Source organism: Nocardia sp. NPDC049737 (assembly GCF_040674755.1).
In the GTDB taxonomy this organism is placed as follows: domain Bacteria; phylum Actinomycetota; class Actinomycetes; order Mycobacteriales; family Mycobacteriaceae; genus Nocardia.
Map to the genome: position 1 here is coordinate 248912 of NZ_JBFANH010000010.1, position 17217 is coordinate 266128.

At 66.3% G+C, this 17217-nt stretch carries 13 protein-coding genes and 2 pseudogenes; 11 read left to right on the forward strand and 4 right to left on the reverse strand.

The annotated features are described in order from the left end of the window. The first annotated feature begins 172 nt into the window (after positions 1-172). Both AB0J47_RS16335 and AB0J47_RS16340 read left to right on the forward strand, forming a co-directional pair. Positions 173-1114, forward strand: coding sequence for a helix-turn-helix transcriptional regulator (locus AB0J47_RS16335; protein WP_364346063.1), 942 nt, complete (start codon positions 173-175; stop codon positions 1112-1114). Between the two features lie 196 nt (positions 1115-1310). Continuing rightward, positions 1311-4271 (forward strand): Tn3 family transposase, encoded by a 2961-nt coding sequence (locus AB0J47_RS16340; RefSeq protein ID WP_364346105.1) that lies wholly within the window; start codon positions 1311-1313, stop codon positions 4269-4271. Between the two features lie 97 nt (positions 4272-4368). On the opposite strand, the gene AB0J47_RS16345 is transcribed toward AB0J47_RS16340, so the two are convergent. Then, the gene (locus AB0J47_RS16345) at positions 4369-5280 is read right to left on the reverse strand and encodes an NmrA/HSCARG family protein (RefSeq protein ID WP_364346065.1); all 912 of its coding nucleotides are present in this window, start codon (positions 5278-5280) and stop codon (positions 4369-4371) included. Between the two features lie 96 nt (positions 5281-5376). Between AB0J47_RS16345 and AB0J47_RS16350 the strand changes: the two genes are divergently transcribed. Next, on the forward strand, positions 5377-5928 hold the full coding sequence (locus AB0J47_RS16350) for a helix-turn-helix domain-containing protein (RefSeq protein ID WP_364346067.1): 552 nt from the start codon (positions 5377-5379) through the stop codon (positions 5926-5928). A gap of 277 nt (positions 5929-6205) precedes the next feature. Beyond that, a pseudogene (locus AB0J47_RS16355) lies at positions 6206-6795 on the forward strand (recombinase family protein). Between the two features lie 265 nt (positions 6796-7060). On the opposite strand, the gene AB0J47_RS16360 reads toward AB0J47_RS16355, so the two are convergent. Next, complete coding sequence (locus AB0J47_RS16360; RefSeq protein WP_364346069.1) at positions 7061-7648, reverse strand: CGNR zinc finger domain-containing protein; 588 nt, start codon at positions 7646-7648, stop codon at positions 7061-7063. Positions 7649-7750: 102 nt separating this feature from the next. Here AB0J47_RS16360 and AB0J47_RS16365 point away from each other — a divergent pair, with 102 nt between their 5' ends. The 5 genes and pseudogenes from AB0J47_RS16365 (at position 7751) to AB0J47_RS16385 (ending at position 14030) form a co-directional block, all read left to right on the forward strand. Beyond that, positions 7751-8929 carry an epoxide hydrolase family protein gene (locus AB0J47_RS16365; RefSeq protein WP_364346071.1) on the forward strand — a complete coding sequence of 393 codons (1179 nt, stop codon included), beginning with the start codon at positions 7751-7753 and terminating at the stop codon, positions 8927-8929. Positions 8930-9840: 911 nt separating this feature from the next. Continuing rightward, positions 9841-10773 (forward strand): hypothetical protein, encoded by a 933-nt coding sequence (locus AB0J47_RS16370; protein ID WP_364346073.1) that lies wholly within the window; start codon positions 9841-9843, stop codon positions 10771-10773. A gap of 117 nt (positions 10774-10890) precedes the next feature. Then, positions 10891-12315: pseudogene (locus tag AB0J47_RS16375) on the forward strand (MFS transporter); the annotation flags it as partial. Beyond that, complete coding sequence (locus AB0J47_RS16380; protein WP_364346107.1) at positions 12304-13212, forward strand: carboxypeptidase-like regulatory domain-containing protein; 909 nt, start codon at positions 12304-12306, stop codon at positions 13210-13212. The pseudogene AB0J47_RS16375 and the gene AB0J47_RS16380, both read left to right, overlap by 12 nt. Beyond that, on the forward strand, positions 13209-14030 hold the full coding sequence (locus AB0J47_RS16385; RefSeq protein WP_364346075.1) for a YceI family protein: 822 nt from the start codon (positions 13209-13211) through the stop codon (positions 14028-14030). Before AB0J47_RS16380 ends, AB0J47_RS16385 begins: the two co-directional genes overlap by 4 nt. An 89-nt stretch (positions 14031-14119) precedes the next feature. On the opposite strand, the gene AB0J47_RS16390 is transcribed toward AB0J47_RS16385, so the two are convergent. Next, on the reverse strand, positions 14120-15265 hold the full coding sequence (locus AB0J47_RS16390) for a sigma-70 family RNA polymerase sigma factor (protein ID WP_364346077.1): 1146 nt from the start codon (positions 15263-15265) through the stop codon (positions 14120-14122). A gap of 6 nt (positions 15266-15271) precedes the next feature. Then, positions 15272-15679 carry a YciI family protein gene (locus AB0J47_RS16395; RefSeq protein ID WP_364346079.1) on the reverse strand — a complete coding sequence of 136 codons (408 nt, stop codon included), beginning with the start codon at positions 15677-15679 and terminating at the stop codon, positions 15272-15274. Positions 15680-16274: 595 nt separating this feature from the next. Between AB0J47_RS16395 and AB0J47_RS16400 the strand changes: the two genes are divergently transcribed. Both AB0J47_RS16400 and AB0J47_RS16405 read left to right on the forward strand, forming a co-directional pair. Further along, positions 16275-16898 (forward strand): 1,4-alpha-glucan branching protein, encoded by a 624-nt coding sequence (locus tag AB0J47_RS16400; protein ID WP_364346081.1) that lies wholly within the window; start codon positions 16275-16277, stop codon positions 16896-16898. A gap of 113 nt (positions 16899-17011) precedes the next feature. Next, the coding region (locus AB0J47_RS16405; RefSeq protein ID WP_364346083.1) for a hypothetical protein at positions 17012-17217 on the forward strand (206 nt) is incomplete at its 3' end.

Sequence of the window (17217 nt, forward strand, 5' to 3'; positions counted from 1 at the left end):
AGAGAGGCTGGAGACCAGCCGCGCAAGCCAGCCGCCGTATCCGGGCCATTCGCACTGCCGTGGCAGGTGCATCACCAACAAAACCAGTTGTCACGGGAGTGTGGGAGTCCCTGGTGAGGGGGTCACTGACAGGGACCCCCAACCCGGCGGAAGCGCTCGTAGGGTGGAGCCCATGGCAGGAACCAACCGTGACATCCGTGCTGATTTCCGCGCGGAGATCCGGGAATTCCTGGGCACGCGACGAGCCAGGGTCACCCCCGAGCAGGCCGGACTGCCCCTATACGGCGGAGACCGCAGACGGGTCACCGGGCTGCGCCGCGAGGAGGTCGCCCTGCTCTCGGGAATCTCCAGCGAGTACTACACACGGCTGGAGCGTGGCAACGCCACCGGCGTCTCCGAAAGCGTCATCGATGGCATCGCGCGAGCACTCCAGCTCGACGAGGCCGAACGAATCCACCTGCTCGACCTCCTGCGCGGCGCCGGCACAACCCGTCCACCACGCCGCCGGCCCACCCAGCAGCGGGTGCGACCTGCGGTGCAGCGCGTTCTCGACTCAATGAGCGGCACACCCGCGTTCATCCTCAGCGGGCGCGGGGACATCCTGGCCGCCAACCATCTCGGGCGCGCACTGTTCTCGCCGGTCTACACCGACCCCGCGCGGCCGCCCAACAACGCCAGGTTCGTCTTTCTCAGCCCACACGCGACCGAGTTTTTCCGCCACTGGGACGAGGTCGCAGGGGACACGGTTGCCATGCTGCGCGCCGAGGCCGGCCGCGATCTCTACGACCGGCGGCTGACGGATCTGATCGGGGAGCTGTCCACCCGCAGCGAGGACTTCCGTCGCCGCTGGGCGGCCCACAACGTCCGGATGCACACCACCGGCGTGAAGCTCCTCCACCACCCGGTCGTCGGCGACCTCGACCTGCCCTTCGAAACCTTCCCACTCGGCGACGGCCCCCGCCAGTTCCTCCTCACCTACACCGCCGAGCCCGCGTCACCCTCGCAGGACGCCCTGAACCTGCTGGCCAGCTGGGCTGCGACCAACGACGACGTCGAGCGCTCCGCGCCGGCCAATGACTCCGAGCCAGCCGATTCGGCCGAGACACCCGACTGAACGACGAGCCACATGGGTCGACAAGTCCGCCGCGAACACCACAACTGACCCACCCGGACAGCACAGCGTTCAGCACCATGCCCAGGCATCTCGACCCGCCAGAACGGGGTGCCGGTAAGAAACGTGTCACCAAGTACATGAAGCCTGCGTGAATCGGGGTTGCGAACCTGTTGGTGCGGTGTAGCTTTCGCGCGTGATGAGGGAGCTGGACCAGGACGAGCTGATCGACCGGTGGACGCTGCTGGGCAAGGAACCGGACCTGGTGGCCACCAAGCGGGGTGCGGCGAGGCTTGGGTTCGGGCTGATGCTGCGGTTCTATACCGAACGGGGCCGGTTTCCTCGCGGACGTGCCGAAATCCCTGATGCCGCAGTTGATTACGTCGCACGCCAGGTAGGTGTGGAGCGGACCGAGATCGCGTTCTACGACTTCACCGGCCGCACCAGCAAGGCACACCGGACGCAGATCCGGGAGTCGCTGGGGTATCGGGAATGCAGCGTGAGCGACGCCGACGAGATCGTGGGGTGGCTCGTCGAGCACGTGACCCAGCGCGAGCGCAGCGGCGAACGGGTGCGCGAGCATCTGTTGGCGCGCCTACGCGAGGTGAAGGTGGAGCCACCCACGGCCGGGCGGATCGAGCGGATGGTGCGATCGGCGCTGCACCGCGGTGAGGAACTACTGTTCGCGCAGGTCAGCGCCAGACTGCCGGAGCCGGTCAAAGCGCGGCTGCGGGCGTTGATCGCACCGTCGGGGGTTGGTGGTGAGGAAGTCCTGGATGATGACGCCGAGGAGGGGCCGGCGATGCTGGCGGCGATCCGGTCGGACCCGGGCAACGTCAGCCTGAATACGATGCTCACCGAAATCGCCAAGCTGGAGGCGGTCCGCGCGGTCGGGGTACCGGGTGACGTGTTCGCCGATATCGGGCCGAAGATCGTCACCGGCTGGCGCGGGCGCGTGGCGGTGGAGGCACCGAGCCACCTGCGGGAGCATCCACTCGAAACACAGCTGACGTTGCTGGCGGCACTGCTGTACTGCCAGTGCCGGGAGATCACCGACACCCTGGTCGAGTTGCTGAATTCCACGGTGCATCGGATCAACGCCCGCGCGGAGGTGCGGGTGACCAACGAGCTGATCAAGGAGTTCAAGCAGGTCACCGGCAAGGAGAACCTGCTGTTCAAGGTGGCGGAGGCGACCGTCGATGCGGGCGATCAGCTGGTGCGTGACACGGTGTTCGCGGTCGCACCGCAAGGGGTGCTGCGGGATCTGGTGGCCGAGTTCAAATCGTCGGGGCCGACGTATCAGCGCACGGTGAAAGCCACGCTGCGCTCGTCGTACACCAACCACTACCGGGCTGGGCTGATCAAGCTGCTGTCGGTGCTGGAGTTCCGCAGCAACAACACCACGCACCGCCCGGTGCTGGACGCGCTTGAGCTGATCGGCCGGTACGCGGGCACGAACTTGCGCTACTACCCGGCCGGCGACGAGGTGCCGGTGCATCGGGGGGTATCCGGGGACTGGGCCGAGCTGGTGTATCAGAACGACCAGCACGGCACCCGGCGGGTGGTGCGGATGGTGTACGAGATCGCCACGTTCCAGGCATTGCGGGATCAGTTGCGGTGCAAGGAAATCTGGGTCGTCGGTGCCGAGAAGTGGCGCAACCCCGCCGAAGATCTGCCGGCCGACTTCGAGGAACGCCGCATCGAGCACTACGAGAAGCTTGGCAAACCCCTCGATGCAGGCGAGTTCATCGAGGGCTTGCAAGCCGAGATGCGGGCCGAGCTGGACGCCCTGCACACCGCCCTGCCGCACTGTCCCTGGTCGGAGATCAAGGAACGTCGGCAGGGCGCGATCAAGCTGACGCCGCTGCCCAAGGCGCCGGAGCCGCAGAACCTACGGAAACTGAAATCCCAGGTAGGAACCCGGTGGGGTGTGGTGCCGCTGATCGACATGCTCAAGGAAGCGGTGCTGCGGACCGGGTGCCTGCGGGCGGTCACCTCGGTCGCAGACCGCCGCAATCTCCCGGAAGACGTTTTGGCGGAACGGCTTCTGCTGGCGATCTATGCCTACGGCACGAACACTGGGATCAAGTCGGTGGCTGGCGGTATCGACCGCCACACCGAGGATGACATCCGCTACGTGCGCCGCCGCTACTTGAACGCCGAGGCGGCGCGGCGGATCGCGATCGAGATCGCCAACGCCACCTTCGCCGCCCGCAAGCCTTCGATCTGGGGTGAATCATCGACGGCCATCGCGTCGGACTCGACCCATTTCGGCGCGTACGACCAGAACATCTTCACCGAGCACCATTCCCGCTACGGCCGTCGCGGCGTGCTCATCTACTGGAGTGTCGAGAAGAACGGGTCGGTGGTCATCCACTCCCAACTGCTCAACTGTTCGGCATCGGAGGTCCATGCCATGGTCGAGGGCGCCATGCACCACGGCACCGAGATGGACGTGGAATCCAGCTATGTCGATACCCACGGCCAGTCCGAAATCGGATTCGGCGTGACCAGGCTGCTGGGATTCGATCTGCTACCCCGGATCAAGCGGATCAACAAGTGCAAGCTCTACCGTCCCGCCGCCGGGGAAACAGACCTGTGGCCGGGGCTGAAACCTGCCATGACCAGGCCCATCCGATGGGAGTTGATTGCCGAGCAATACGACCAGATGATGAAGTACGCCACCGCGATCCGCACCCGTACCGCGTCCACCGAGGCGATCCTGCGCCGGTTCATGAAGGCCAACGCCGCCCACCCCACCTACCAGGCGATGATCGAGCTCGGCCGGGTCCAGAAGACCATCTTTCTGTGCCGCTACCTGCGAAGCCGCGAATTGCAGAGAGAGATCAACAGCGGCCTGAACGTGGTCGAGTCCTGGAACGGTGCCAACTCGGTCATCTACTACGGCAAGACCTCCGAGATCGCGTCCAACCGGCGCGACGAACAGGAGATGAGCGTGCTGTGCCTGCGCATCTGCCAAGCCGCCCTGGTCTATGTCAACGTCCTGACGATCCAGGCCGTTCTTGCCGACCCGGAGTGGGACGGCGTGCTGACTGCCGAGGACGGACGCGGCCTGACCCCGCTGTTCTGGTCGCACGTGCTGCCTTACGGGGAGGTCAAGCTGAACATGAACAGCCGACTCACCCTCAGCGGCGGCTGATAAGCCCAGCCCCATCGCGGTCGGCTGGTCGCATACGCAGTGCAGCGCGACCTGTTCGTCTTTCGCAATGCAGTGGCGGACTGGCCATGCTCATCTGTCAGGCTGGCTCGGCGTCGGACAGGTAGGTGCTCAGTGCTTCGGTCACACTGGGCGTGTCGAGCCAAGCTTGGAAACCGATGAGGCCGGGGTTGGCGGCCCGGCAGTTCTGCAGGTCGGCCGCCGGCCGATCGACGTCGTCGTACATGCGGGCAAGCGCGGCGGCCCGCTGAGGGTTCTGTGCTCGGATCTCGTCCAACGAGATCTGCTGATAATGCACTGCCCGGCCTGTCGCGGCCGCGATGGAGGTCGCGATCTGAGGCGTGGTCAGTTCGTCCCCGGCGATGTCCATCTCACGGCCCATCCAGTCGGCCGGCTCGGTGAGCGCGCGCGCGGCGAACGAGCCGATATCGGCGACCGCGATGAGCTGCTCGACCACGTCCGGCGGGGTCGTGGAGGCGAGCACGCCGTCGGGGCGGAGACCGCGGAAGGCACCGAGGTAGTTCTCCATGAACCCGACCGGGCGCAGGATGGTGGCTGGTAGGTGTGTACTGCGCAGGTACTCCTCGAGCTGGGTCTTGGGACGCAGCAGCGGGCTCGTGTCGGGCCGGTCGGCGCTCAGCGCGGAGGAGTAGACGATGTGCCCGACCCCGGCCTGCACAGCTGCGTCGATGATCGCTCGCCCGCGACGCAGCTCATCGTCGGGACCGATGTCCGGGGTCGCCTGCGGCGACATGAAGCCGGGCTGGTAGAGGAACAGACCGGCGGCCCCGCGCAGCGCCTCACTGACGGCATCGATGTCGTCGAGCGACCCCGGGACGACCTCGGCGCCCCTGTCGGCGAGACGCCGAGCGGCGTCCCGGCCCGGGTCCCGCACCACCGCACGTACTGGACGCCCGGCCGTGAGCAGGGCGTGCACCACGGCACTACCTTGGCGACCTGATGCCGCAAACACCGTGATCAGTTCAGACACGTCGACTCCTGAGCGTCGTAGGCGGTATTATCCGGGTTGGTAAACCCGGATAGAGACGATACGGAATCCGGAACCCGCTTACAAGAGGGATGTGCGATGTCTTCGACAAGGGCTCCGCGGGCCGACGCCCAGCGCAACCGCCAACGCGTGCTCGACATCGCTAAACAGGTCTTCGCCGAAGAGGGCAAGAGCGCAGGCCTGCTGGACATCGCCGCTCGAGCGGGCGTCGGCGCCGGAACCGTCTACCGGCACTTCCCCACGAAGGAAGCCCTCTACGCGGCTGTCATCTCCGCCCGGCTCACCGAGCTCCTCAACCTCGTACCGGACCTGCCTGACGACCCGCCGGGCACGCGGGTCGTCGAGTTCTGGCGCTTGGCGGTGCAGCAGGTACGCGAGAACGTCGCCCTGTGCGAACTCGTCACCACCACCGGCCAGCACCTCGACATCGACCCTGACGTCAGGCAGCGCTACCTCGCCACCCTCGGCGAACTCGTCGACCGAGCACGCGACGCCGGCCGACTCCGCGAAAACCTGACCACCGCGGATGTCATCTCCATGCTTGCTGCCGCCGCAACCGCCGAAGCGCGAGATCACGACGCGCCACCGGGACGCCTAGCCGATCTGATATCCGCATCCATCTTCACCTGACCGTCTCACTTCGTTGGAAGTCTTCAACGACCAACTGGGACGCCGATTCCGCCGAAGCATCGCGACCATCATTGGAATCCGCGGGCATCACCCCACGAACGAACGGCGTTGCTGGCGTTGTGGCGTTCCGTAAGGCGATCCGCCACCGGAACACCGTGGCGAGACCATTCCGCCGCTGGTCGCTGGTGTTTCGTAGAGGTGTTCCGCGAACTGTTCCGTTGAACCCCCGTCCTATGGAACGATTTCCGGCGTGATCGAGCCCTTCCGCGTCGGATACGTGCGCTGCTCCACCGACGAACAAGACGTCGAGATCCAAACCGAGCAACTGCTCGCCCTCGCGGTGCCGCGTGAGCGGATCTTCATTGACAAGGGATTCTCCGGCACCACCCGAAAGAACCGCACCGGCCTGGACAACGCGCTCACCGCGGTTACCTCCGCCGCAGCCGCCGCTACCGGGCGGCAGGTCGTACTCACCACCACGAAGTTCGACCGGTTCGGCCGCAACATGGCCGAGGCCGGCGAGATCCTCACCAGCCTGCGCGAGCGCGAGGTGCTGTTCGGGCTCGGCAACCAGATCTACGACTGGCCGACCCGTTCGGCAAGCTGTTCCTGCAAACCCTCGCCATGGTCGCCGAATTCGAGGCCAACCTCAACCACCTGCGCACCCGCGAGGGCATGGCCAAGGCCCGAGCGAAAGGCCGCCTCAAGGGCAAGCAGCCGAAACTGCCTCTCGCAGCGCGGAAGACGATCCACCGCCGTTACCACGACCCCGACGACGACGCGAGTCTCGCCGACCTCGCCGAGGAATACAGCGTCGGCCGCTCCACCATCCACCGCATCATCAGCAACACCGCGCCCCGGGCGTAGCGCTCATGTACCTGGTGACACGTTCCTTACCGGCACCCCAGAACCGCTGGTCAACCTCGGGCGACCAACTCCTGACGCGCGTGTCGAAACCGTAAGCCCGCCCAGCAGTTACCTGCGCGTCCTTCTTTGCTGCTCGGCCTACGGGCCTTGGTTCAGGTCCAGTCGGGAGCAGGCACTGTGGCCGATGCTGACCGAAACCTAGGGTAGGCGACCGACTGTCCGGCCGACTCCCTCCTTCCAGGGCCGCCCTCCCGGGCAAGCCAGATCAGATGACACCCGTCCGTGCGGCAGTCCCGTTCTTGCGCTGGTTGGCATTGAAGCGCGCCTTCTTCTGGCGATTCCCGCACGTGTTCATGTCACACCATTTGCGGGTGCGACTTTGACTGGTATCGAAGAACGCGGCTTGGCAGGTTGGCGATGCGCACAAGGCCAATTTTCCGTCTCGTTCGCCTGCGATGATGCTGATTGCGTCGGCGGCGATCACGCTCAGGGCATCTTCTACGCAGGAAGCCGAGCTAAGCCGCCATTGACGATTGCCCTCGGGCGTCAGGATAGCCGCGGCCCGACCCTGAATGCTGCAGTCATTGATGATTTGGATTGCAGGCGCGGGGAGAGGGTCTTGGATCGCGGCCGCTGTCGCGGCGGCGTGAATTGATTCCCTCAGTTCCCGAGCGAGTTCGAGCTGGGCGGTGGTGCAGGACTCCACGGCTAGGCCGTTCACTGCCAGCCAGTCGACGAGTCGCTGCGGCGTGGGAATGCGTTCCACAGCATCGCCACACCGCTCCGACAGAGTCCCCGTGAAGCTGGTCGCTAGCACGTTGCCGAGACGAAAGTCAGGGAACCGAGCGCGCATGGAACCACCTTAGCAGGTTGCACGCTGACATCGGTCATGCTAGAACCGTCTTAGCCGGTTCGAGATAAGTCTAAGCCGGTTCCACGATGACCAGGAGGTCTCATGCCCACACATTGTCCAACCAGCGAGGTGCAAGCATTCGAAGCCCACGCAACTGACGCTGACCTCGACGATCTGCGCGCGCGACTGGCCGCGGCGCGGCTACCGGAAGCTGAGACGGTCTATCGCGCCGCGCCCGACCCTCGCCGATGGGAACAGGGCGTTCCTCTCGCCGACCTCGTCGATGTCGTGAACTACTGGCGCACCGGGTACAACTGGCGATCGTTCGAAGAGCGCCTCAACCGGATCGGCCAATTCCGCACGACCATTGATGATCTGGGAATCCACTTCCTGCACCGCCGATCCGGGCGCGCAGATGCCACTCCTCTGATCTTGACGCACGGGTGGCCAGACAGCATTGCTCGGTTCATCGATGTAGTAGACGAGCTGGCAGATCCGAAAGATGCAGACGCGCCGGCGTTCCACGTCGTGGTTCCATCGCTGCCAGGCTTTGGTTACAGCGACAAGCCGGCCACCACCGGGTGGGGAACCGAAAAGATCGCGGCCGCATGGGTGGAACTGATGGGAAGGCTCGGCTACAGCAAGTTTGCAGCCCACGGCGGCGACTGGGGAGGCAATATCACTACGGTTCTCGGCGGCAGGTTCCCGGCGCACATTCTCGGCATTCATACAACGTTCGCGGAGCCGCCGCCCGGATTGACAACGGACAGGCTGACGGCGGCCGAGCGCAAGTGGACCGAGGAAACCCGCGATTTCTGGCGCCACCGCGCGGCATACGCGAAGCAGCAGGCGACCCGACCGCAGACCATCGGCTACTCGCTCGTCGACTCACCGATCGGGCTTCTTGCCTGGATCCTCGACAAGTTCGCCGAGTGGACAGATACCGAAGACAGCCCGTTCGAGACGATTTCCAGAGACCGTGTTCTTGACGACGTCACCCTGTACTGGCTGACGCGGACCGGCGCGTCGGCGGCCCGCATCTACTACGAAAGCCACAACTCGCTCGACCCCGAACTTCGGGTCGACGTCCCGTCGGCACTCACTATGTATCCCCGCGACGTCGAGAAGTGTCCGCGCCCCTGGGCGCAGGAACGGTACCGACAGATCGTCCGATGGAAGTCGCCCGAAACCGGGGGACATTTCCCGTCGCTGGAGGTTCCCGAGTATTTCGTCAAGGACCTGCAAGAAGGCCTCGCGGCAGTGCTGGCCGCTAATCGGTGAACGCGGCTGGGTGCCGGGATTCGGAATTAGTCCGGGATCTGACTGCGCGCCGAATGCTCTGCGCGGTAAGGGGTCTCGGTTAAAAGTTTTGCGGTAGCGTTCGTCGGTTTCTTCCCAATCGTTGTGTGCCCGGGTTGATCGCATAGGGCACTTGGCCCCTGTGCTCAGGTGCCGCCCCCTGGTGCGCGCCCGCGACCGCGGTGGGAACTTATCGGTCGCAGCCGACCCCGCGGAGCGGGGTTGCACGGGCGAGTGGAGGGGCGAGAGCGGGAAGCGCAGGATGACGGGAAACTAGAAGTCCCCGATGCGGATGTTCCCCGCCTCGGGGTGAGGGGCCGGCGGCAGCCTGCCACATGTGAATGTGACCGCTGTCTCGCACCCCCGCGCCATGGAGCGCCGTCAGAACCACGCCACATAGCGGTCACATTCTCACGCGCCGTCGTCCGCGCGGGATTCGTTTGCCGGGCAACGACTCTTTGGAATCAGGGTCGGGGGTACCCAGTTTTTCGCTGGTTCCGTTGGTGTTTCGTTGCGTATGCGCAAACCAAACGTAAACGGAACTCGTGCAGGAGGATTGCGGGGGCCCGGGGAAGTCTGACCCCCGATAATGTTCACTTATCGGAGGTCAGACTCGGTGGGTTCTCCGGCCGAACATGTTGGGGCGACCTGTATTTCGTTTCGTGGAAATACGTTGGATTCGACGAAACCAACGCTACGATTCCGTGGTGTCCAACGTTTGTAATTACCCCGGATGTGCTCGACCGATTACGCGCGGAGGCGGGCCGGGGCGACCCTCGGAATACTGTGACCATCCGGAGCACACCCGGTGGCGCGCTTGGCGGGAACGGCAACGGCAGCAACAGGAGTCGCAGGCACCGGCGGCTGCTGTCACTGTGACGCAACAGGGGCCGGTGACAGTGGCTCGGCTGCGCGCGGATGAGTTGCTCACGCAATTCCGTGGACTGGCCGATCAACTGGGGAACACGCTGAATGCGGCGGTGGCCGAATTGTCCACGCTGGCCGATCCGGCGATCGCCGAGGCACAAGTGCAGGCCGTGCAGGCGGATGCGGCACGACGCATCGCAGAGGCCGAGGTCGCCACGGTGGCTGCGGACCAGGCGCGGCGCGAAGCGGAGGAGGCGCGCGCGGCCGCGGAATCGGCCGCCGACGATGCGGCGAGTGCGGCCGAACATGCGGAATCGCTGGTCGCCGAGGCGGATATGGCGCGCTTGGATGCACTGCGTGAGGTCGAGCGGGTGACCAAACAGGCCGCCGACGATGTCTTCGCGGCGCGCAGTGAGGCCGATGCCGAGATCCGTACCATCCGTCGCGAGGCCGCCGACGATGTGGAACGCGCCCGGCAGCAGGCCACCGAGGATGTGGAACTGGCGCGGCGCAAGGCGGCGACGGAAATCGAACAGATCCGCCGTGAGTCCGCCCAGCAGATCACCGCGGCCGGTGCCGAACGCGATCTGGCGGTACAGCGCGCGGCCGATGCTGAACGCGCCATCGAACGCGCCGAACAGGCTGTGGTCGAACGCAATCAGGCCGTCGCGGAGGGGCGCGAGGAATTGAACCGACTGCGCGAGGAACTGGATCGCACGCGCGGCGAACTCGTCGAGGTGCGCCGCGCGTCAAGTGCGGAGGTCGCGACAGTGCGAGCCGAATCAGCGACCGCACTCGAACAGGCGCGGCGTGAAGCCGCCGAACGCCTCGCCGCACTAGACGACGCCCGCGCCCAAACCTTGGCCCGCGCCGAACGTGCTGAACGCCAACTCGACCAAATGGTCGCCGAATCCCGCCGGGGCCCAGCCGCATTGGCGTCCGACGGCACCCTCGGTTAGCGAGCGACGGTCGGACGAGGCCGCGGTCCTCGATCCGCTCGACCGACTCTTTGAACCCGCGCGAGCCTGCCCAGCTGCGTAATTGTGTATGTTACACGCGGTATGTATCGTACATATGTGACTGTTGCTGTCGACGCGTCCTCGACCGTTTCTGGTTCCGACGACCGGCGTTCTCCCGCACCGGGCGTGCTCATCGCGACACTAGGTGGGGCCGGTGTCGTCGTCGCACTCATGCAGACGCTGGTAATTCCGATCATTCCGTTGTTGCCCACGCTGCTGAACACCTCGGCGTCCAACGCGTCCTGGGTCGTGACGGCTACGCTGCTGGCCGGTGCGGTGTCGACTCCGATCAGTGGCCGTCTCGGTGACATGTTCGGCAAGCGGCGGATCCTGTTCGCGAATCTGCTTATGGTGATTGTCGGCTCGGCGGTCTGCGCCTCCTTCTCCACACTGGTGCCAGAAATCGTCGGCCGCACGTTGCAGGGTGCGGCGGTCGGCGCGATCCCGCTGGGTATCAGCATCATGCGCGACGAGCTGCCGACCGAGCGGGTAGGTTCGGCGATCGCGATCATGAGCGCGACACTCGGTGTGGGCGGTGCGATCGGCCTGCCGGTCGCGGCGGCCATCGCCCAGAACGCGGACTGGCATGTGCTGTTCTGGACATCGGCCGGCCTCGGTGTCATCTGTGCCGCACTGGTTTTCGTATTCGTGCCGGAGTCGCCGGTGCGCACGCCCGCGCGGTTCGACTTCGGCGGTGCGGTAGGGCTGGTGGTGGCGCTGGTCGCGCTGCTCATCGCGATCACCAAGGGCGCGGACTGGGGCTGGGACAGTGCGCGCATTCTGGTTCTCGCCGCGGTGGCGCTGGTGGTGTTACTCGGCTGGGGCGCTTACGAACTGCGGCAGCGCGCGCCGCTGGTCGATGTGCGGGTCTCGGCGCGGCCCAGGGTGCTGTTCACCAATCTCGCGTCCATCGCGGTCGGATTCGCGCTCTACGGTATGTCGCTTACCTTCCCACAGTTGCTGATGGCGCCGGAGCAGACCGGCTACGGCTTCGGGCTGACCATGATCAACGCCGGATTGGCGCTCGCACCAACCGGATTGGTGATGATGCTGCTCTCGCCGGTGTCGGCGCGGCTGTCAGCGAGCCGCGGGCCGAAGCTCACCCTGGCGCTCGGCTCCGCGGTCATCGCCATCGGCTACCTGTGCGCAGTGCTGCTGATGAACAGCGTATGGGGGATTGTGATCGCGGGGGTGATCGTCGCGGGCGGCGTCGGTCTGGCTTACGCGGCGATGCCCGCACTGATCATGGGCGCAGTGCCGATAACCGAGACCGCCGCGGCCAACGGTCTGAACTCGCTCATGCGGGCGATCGGCACATCGGTCTCCGCCGCGGTGATCGGTGTGGTGCTGGCGCACATGACAATATCGCTCGGCCCGCACGTATTACCGTCTCGCGATGGGTTCCACACCACGTTCTTCACCTGCATGGCGGGGGCAGTGGTGGCAGTCGTGCTGGCGGCCTGCATCCCGATGGGGAAGGCGACAGCGCCGGTCTTGTCCGGGACCGAACCGGTGCCGGTCGAGTCGGTCGAGTCGGTCGAACAGAATGGTCGAGGCGTCGGTCCTCTCGATGCCTCGTCGCAAATCGCGGAATCCTCCCAGGCCGAGTTCGACGGTGGGCTGCTCTGTGGTCGCATCCACCGCGACGACGGCCGCCCGGTGCCGAGTGCCGCATTGACGCTGATCGACCCGCGTGGCCATCAAGTCGCGCGGGCGACCGGAGCTGGCGACGGCAGCTATGCGTTGAGCGCACCGGAGGCAGGAAGCTATGTGCTGATCGTATCGGCGACAGGGCACCAGCCCGCAGCCGTCAACGTGGCCGTCGGTCGGCGCCGGCAGCAGTTGGACCTCACCCTTATGGGTTCCTGCGAGCTGTCGGGCGTGGTCCGCACGGCCGGACACGGTGAGCCGCTGCCCGGTGCGACCATCACGCTGACCGACCTGTGTGGCGAGGTCCTCGCAACGGCCACAACAGCCGATGACGGCGCCTACGTATGCCATGGCCTGGTCTCGGGTATCTACACCGTGGTCGCGGTTGCCGAGCGCATGCGCCCCAGCGCGACCGCGCTGACAGTGCCGGACGGCGGGCTCTCGCGCCACGACATCGAACTGGCTCCGCTGGCAGTACTCGCTGGATCGGCGTGGGCCGATAGCCGAGCCGCGCCGGATATCCACATCCGGGTGCTCGACGAGTCGGGCGAGCTGACCGCAACGGCACGCACCGACGAAAACGGCCGCTATATCGTGCCCGATCTGCCCGCAGGCCGGTACACCGTCGTCGCTCGCGGCTATCCACCGGTGACCAGTCAGATCACCGTTTCCGGCGGCGAAACCACCCACGACGTGCGGCTCGGCTACAGGTCGGAGGACGGCTCATGAGCGGGTTGACCGTCCGCATCCGGACCGCCGAAGGCTGGCCGGTGGCGAATGCGGTGCTGACCGCGACGGATATGAGCGGACGCCAGATCGCCCGCGCGGTCGCCGATGAGACCGGGACAGTGGTCACCGAGCTACTGCCCCCGGGCGTTCATACCGTGGTCGTCACCGGCGCCGGATACCAGCCAGTTGCACGAACCGTCCAGATCTCTTCGGCGGGAACGGGCTTGCTCGGCGCGATCGTACTGGCGCCAGCGGCAGACGCGATAGCGCCGCCGCCGGCTGGACCGTGGACAATCGACCCGGCGCACTCCACGGTGATCGTCACCGCACGCCACCTGGGCATCGCGAGTATCAAGGCCCGATTCGCCGAAGTGAGTGGGAGCCTCGATGTCGCCGAGCCGTTCGAGCGATCTTGCGGGCACGCCGAGATCAAAGCGGCGAGCATCGATTCCGGTATCTCGATGCGTGACAACCACCTGCGTTCGCCCGAGTTCTTGGATGTCGACAGTTATCCGGTGATCACCTACACCGGCAGCGGACTGCGCCGCACCGGCGGCGCGACCTGGGTGATGTCCGGTGAGCTGACCTTGCACGGGCAGCGTCGCTCGATCGATCTCGAGCTGACCTACGGCGGCTGCGGAGCCGACCCGTGGGGCGGTGTGCGCGCCGCGTTCCACGCCGAAACCCTGTTGCACCGCAATGATTTTGCGATCGATTACAACGCCATGGTTCGCGCGGGAGTGGCCGCCATCGGTACCACTGTCAAGATCGACCTGGACATCGCGGTGGTGCAGGGGACGCAGCTTCCCGCGATGTAGCTCCGCCGGAGCTGAGTCGGTAGCACGTGGTATCCGACGGCGCACCTGGTTAGAGCTATCAACCGGACTCGTCGAGACCGGGCCCGCGCTCAACTGCGCAGCTGCGCGTTGAGTCGTGCCGCCTGGCGCGTGAGGTGGTCGCGTTCGGGGAGGCTGGTCGCCGAGCGGGCGGCTTCGGCGTAGAGCCGTGCCGCGGTTACCGGGTCACCGTCACGCTCGCGCAGGTATGCCGCGACGGCGGTGTGGCGGGGTAGGGCGGAGTCGAGCTCGGCCAGGGCGGCCAGGCCGGCCCGCGGGCCGTCGGCCTCGCCGACCGCGACCGCCCGGTTGAGGCGGGCCACCGGGCTGTCGGTGAGGCGCACCAGTTCGTCGTACCATTCGACGATCTGCACCCAGTCGGTCTCCTCGACCGTCCGGGCGTCGGCGTGGAGCGCGGCGATGGCGGCTTGGACCTGGAACTCACCTAGGCGGTCGCGCGCGAGGGCGGCCTGCAGCACGTCGACGCCCTCGGCGATCAGACGGGTATTCCACAGGCTGCGGTCCTGCTCGGCAAGCGGCACGAGCCTGCCGTCGGTGCCGGTCCGTGCCGGGCGCCGCGCATGGTGCAGCAGCATGAGCGCCAGCAGGCCCGCGACCTCCTCATCGTGGGTCTTGGTCGCCAGCTGGCGAGTGAGCCGGATCGCCTCGCCGGCGAGGTCGACGTCGCCGGAGTAGCCCTCGTTGAAGACCAGGTAGAGCACCCGCAGCACCGTGGCGACGTCACCGGGCTGGTTGAACCGGACGTTCGAGACGGTCCGCTTGGCCCTGCTGATCCGCTGGGCCATGGTCGCCTCGGGCACGAGGTAGGCCTGCGCGATTTGACGCGTGGTCAGGCCCCCGACCGCGCGCAGCGTGAGCGCGACGGCCGAAGCCGGTGTCAGAGACGGGTGCGCGCAGAGGAAGTACAGCTGCAGCGTGTCGTCCACCGCCTCGCCCGGGTCGGGCCTGGGCTCGATTTCGACGAGCACCTCGCGCCGCTGCCTGGAGGTATCGGAGCGGGCAGCGTCGAGAAACTTGCGCCAAGCCACAGTGACCAACCAGCCCTTGGGATCTCGCGGCGGATCATCCTGCCACGCGCGCACCGCTTCGACCAGGGCGTCCTGCACGGCATCCTCGGCCGCCGCGAACTCGGCTCCGCGACGGACGAGGATCCCGATCACCGTGGGGGTGAGGGTCCGCACCAGGGCCTTGTCCACCGTGCGTTACTCCGTGATGGTCGGGGGCGCGGTCAGGAACGGTCGCACCTCGAGCCACTCCTGGACTGGTTTGCCACCCGCCCCCGGAGCCGCGGACAACTCGCCGGCCAGCTCGAGCGCCCGCTCGTGGGTGTCGACATCGATCACCACCCAGCCGGCGATCAGGTCCTTGGTCTCCGCGAACGGGCCATCGGTGATCGGCGGCCGCCCCTCGCCGTCGGAGCGGATGAACGTGCCCTCCGGGGACAGCGCCTGACTGTCGACGAACTCGCCGGTGCCCTCGAGCCGCGCGGCGAAGTCCTGCATGTACTGCACGTGGGCCGAAAGCTCCTCCGGTGTCCACTGGTCCATCGGCACATCGTTGGCCGAGGCCGGCGCGCCTCGGTAATGCTTGAGCAGCAGGTATTTGGCCATCGTGTTCTCCTCGGTACGGTACGGCCCATTCTGGCCGTGTTCATTTCGGGGACGAAGCCGCCGGTTGATTCTCGACATCCCACGGCGAAATTTCTGGCGGACTTCGAAACTCGTTCGATTATGGTCCTCAGACTTTGTCGCGCGTCCAGTCGTGGCCGCGAGTGTCCCTGGGATGGAGCTGGTGGCGCATTCTCGACAGCCCAAGCCGTGCTGAGATCTAGAATCTGCTTCTGCCTGGTGGCGCCCCAGGCGCCGAACGAGAACCCGCGCGCACACGCCGAAGCCGCCATCGGACGCGCCATGTGCCTCTGAGAAGATAGATTGCCGCCACGATCCTTGTCGCCGTTGCCATTTGGCGGTCGGAGCCATTGCGGCGGTGGAGCGTAGTTTCGCTGGCCTTCGCGATCGTGCTGCCGCTGCCGCATTTCTCGCTGCCGCATGCGGTGCGCATCGGCTGGGGTCCGCTGGTGACGGTCGGCAGTGGATCGTGGTTCAGCTCCGGGGGCATCGCGCACTCACGGACTCCAGGCCGCGTGAAACCTCTGCTCGCCGTTGAAGGTTAGGGTGGCCCATGGCTGTCATTCATCATACGACCATGTCGCCCAGCAAGCTCGAACTGCTGACCGCCTGGTTGCCGACCCGGCCGTGGTATCGAGACGGCGGGCGTGCGCCGGAGCTGAGCAAGGCCGGTGGCTTCCGGCTCGACGATCCGGCGGGTGCGGTCGGCATCGAATTCGTGCTGGTGAACGATGGCGTTGGACCGGAACCGATCACCTATCACATGCCGCTCACCTACCGCGGCGCACCACTCGACGGTGCCGATGACGCTCTCGTCGGCACCTCGATACACGGTGTGCTCGGACAACGCTGGATCTACGACGCGACCCGAGATCCGGTGGCGGTCGCTCAGATTGTCGCGCTGTTGGCCGGGCAGGCGCAGCCGCAAGCGCAGCGCACAAGTGACACCCCGGATCCCTCCGTTGCCGTCACATCGGGCGAGTTCTCCTCCGCCGCAACGGAACTCCGCTCGGTCCTCGATACGCCGACGCACACCGATATCGCCGTCGGTAGTGGTCGAAGCGTTCGGGTCGAGCGGGCCCTACGTCCCGAGCCGGCCACACCGGCTTCCGGTCCGACGGATACCGCCCGAGTAACCGTGCCATGGCAGATCGTCACCGGTTCCACCGTCCGCGGCACGGTTCTCGCGATCGACGCGTGACCGCACCTGAGTAGCGGTGGTGGTCCTGGAAGGCCTTTCGTCCTCGGCTACTCCTCGGATTCGGGCTGGTCGCGTTCGCGGCCACCGCCATTGGTGCCGTCGACGCGCGGACGGTGGCGTTCGGCACTGCGATCAGCGCGTCGCTCATCGGGTTCGGCTGTGCGCTGCTCGGCATCGGCGGTTGGCTGGTCGAGCGGAACCGTGGAGCGTGGCGACCGATGGTCGAGGCTGCGCTCGTCTCGGCGCTCTGCGAGGGGTGGTTGATGATTGTCGCGGGCTCGCGGCTGATGCGTGACCCGTTGCGCGAGAAGCTGCTTGC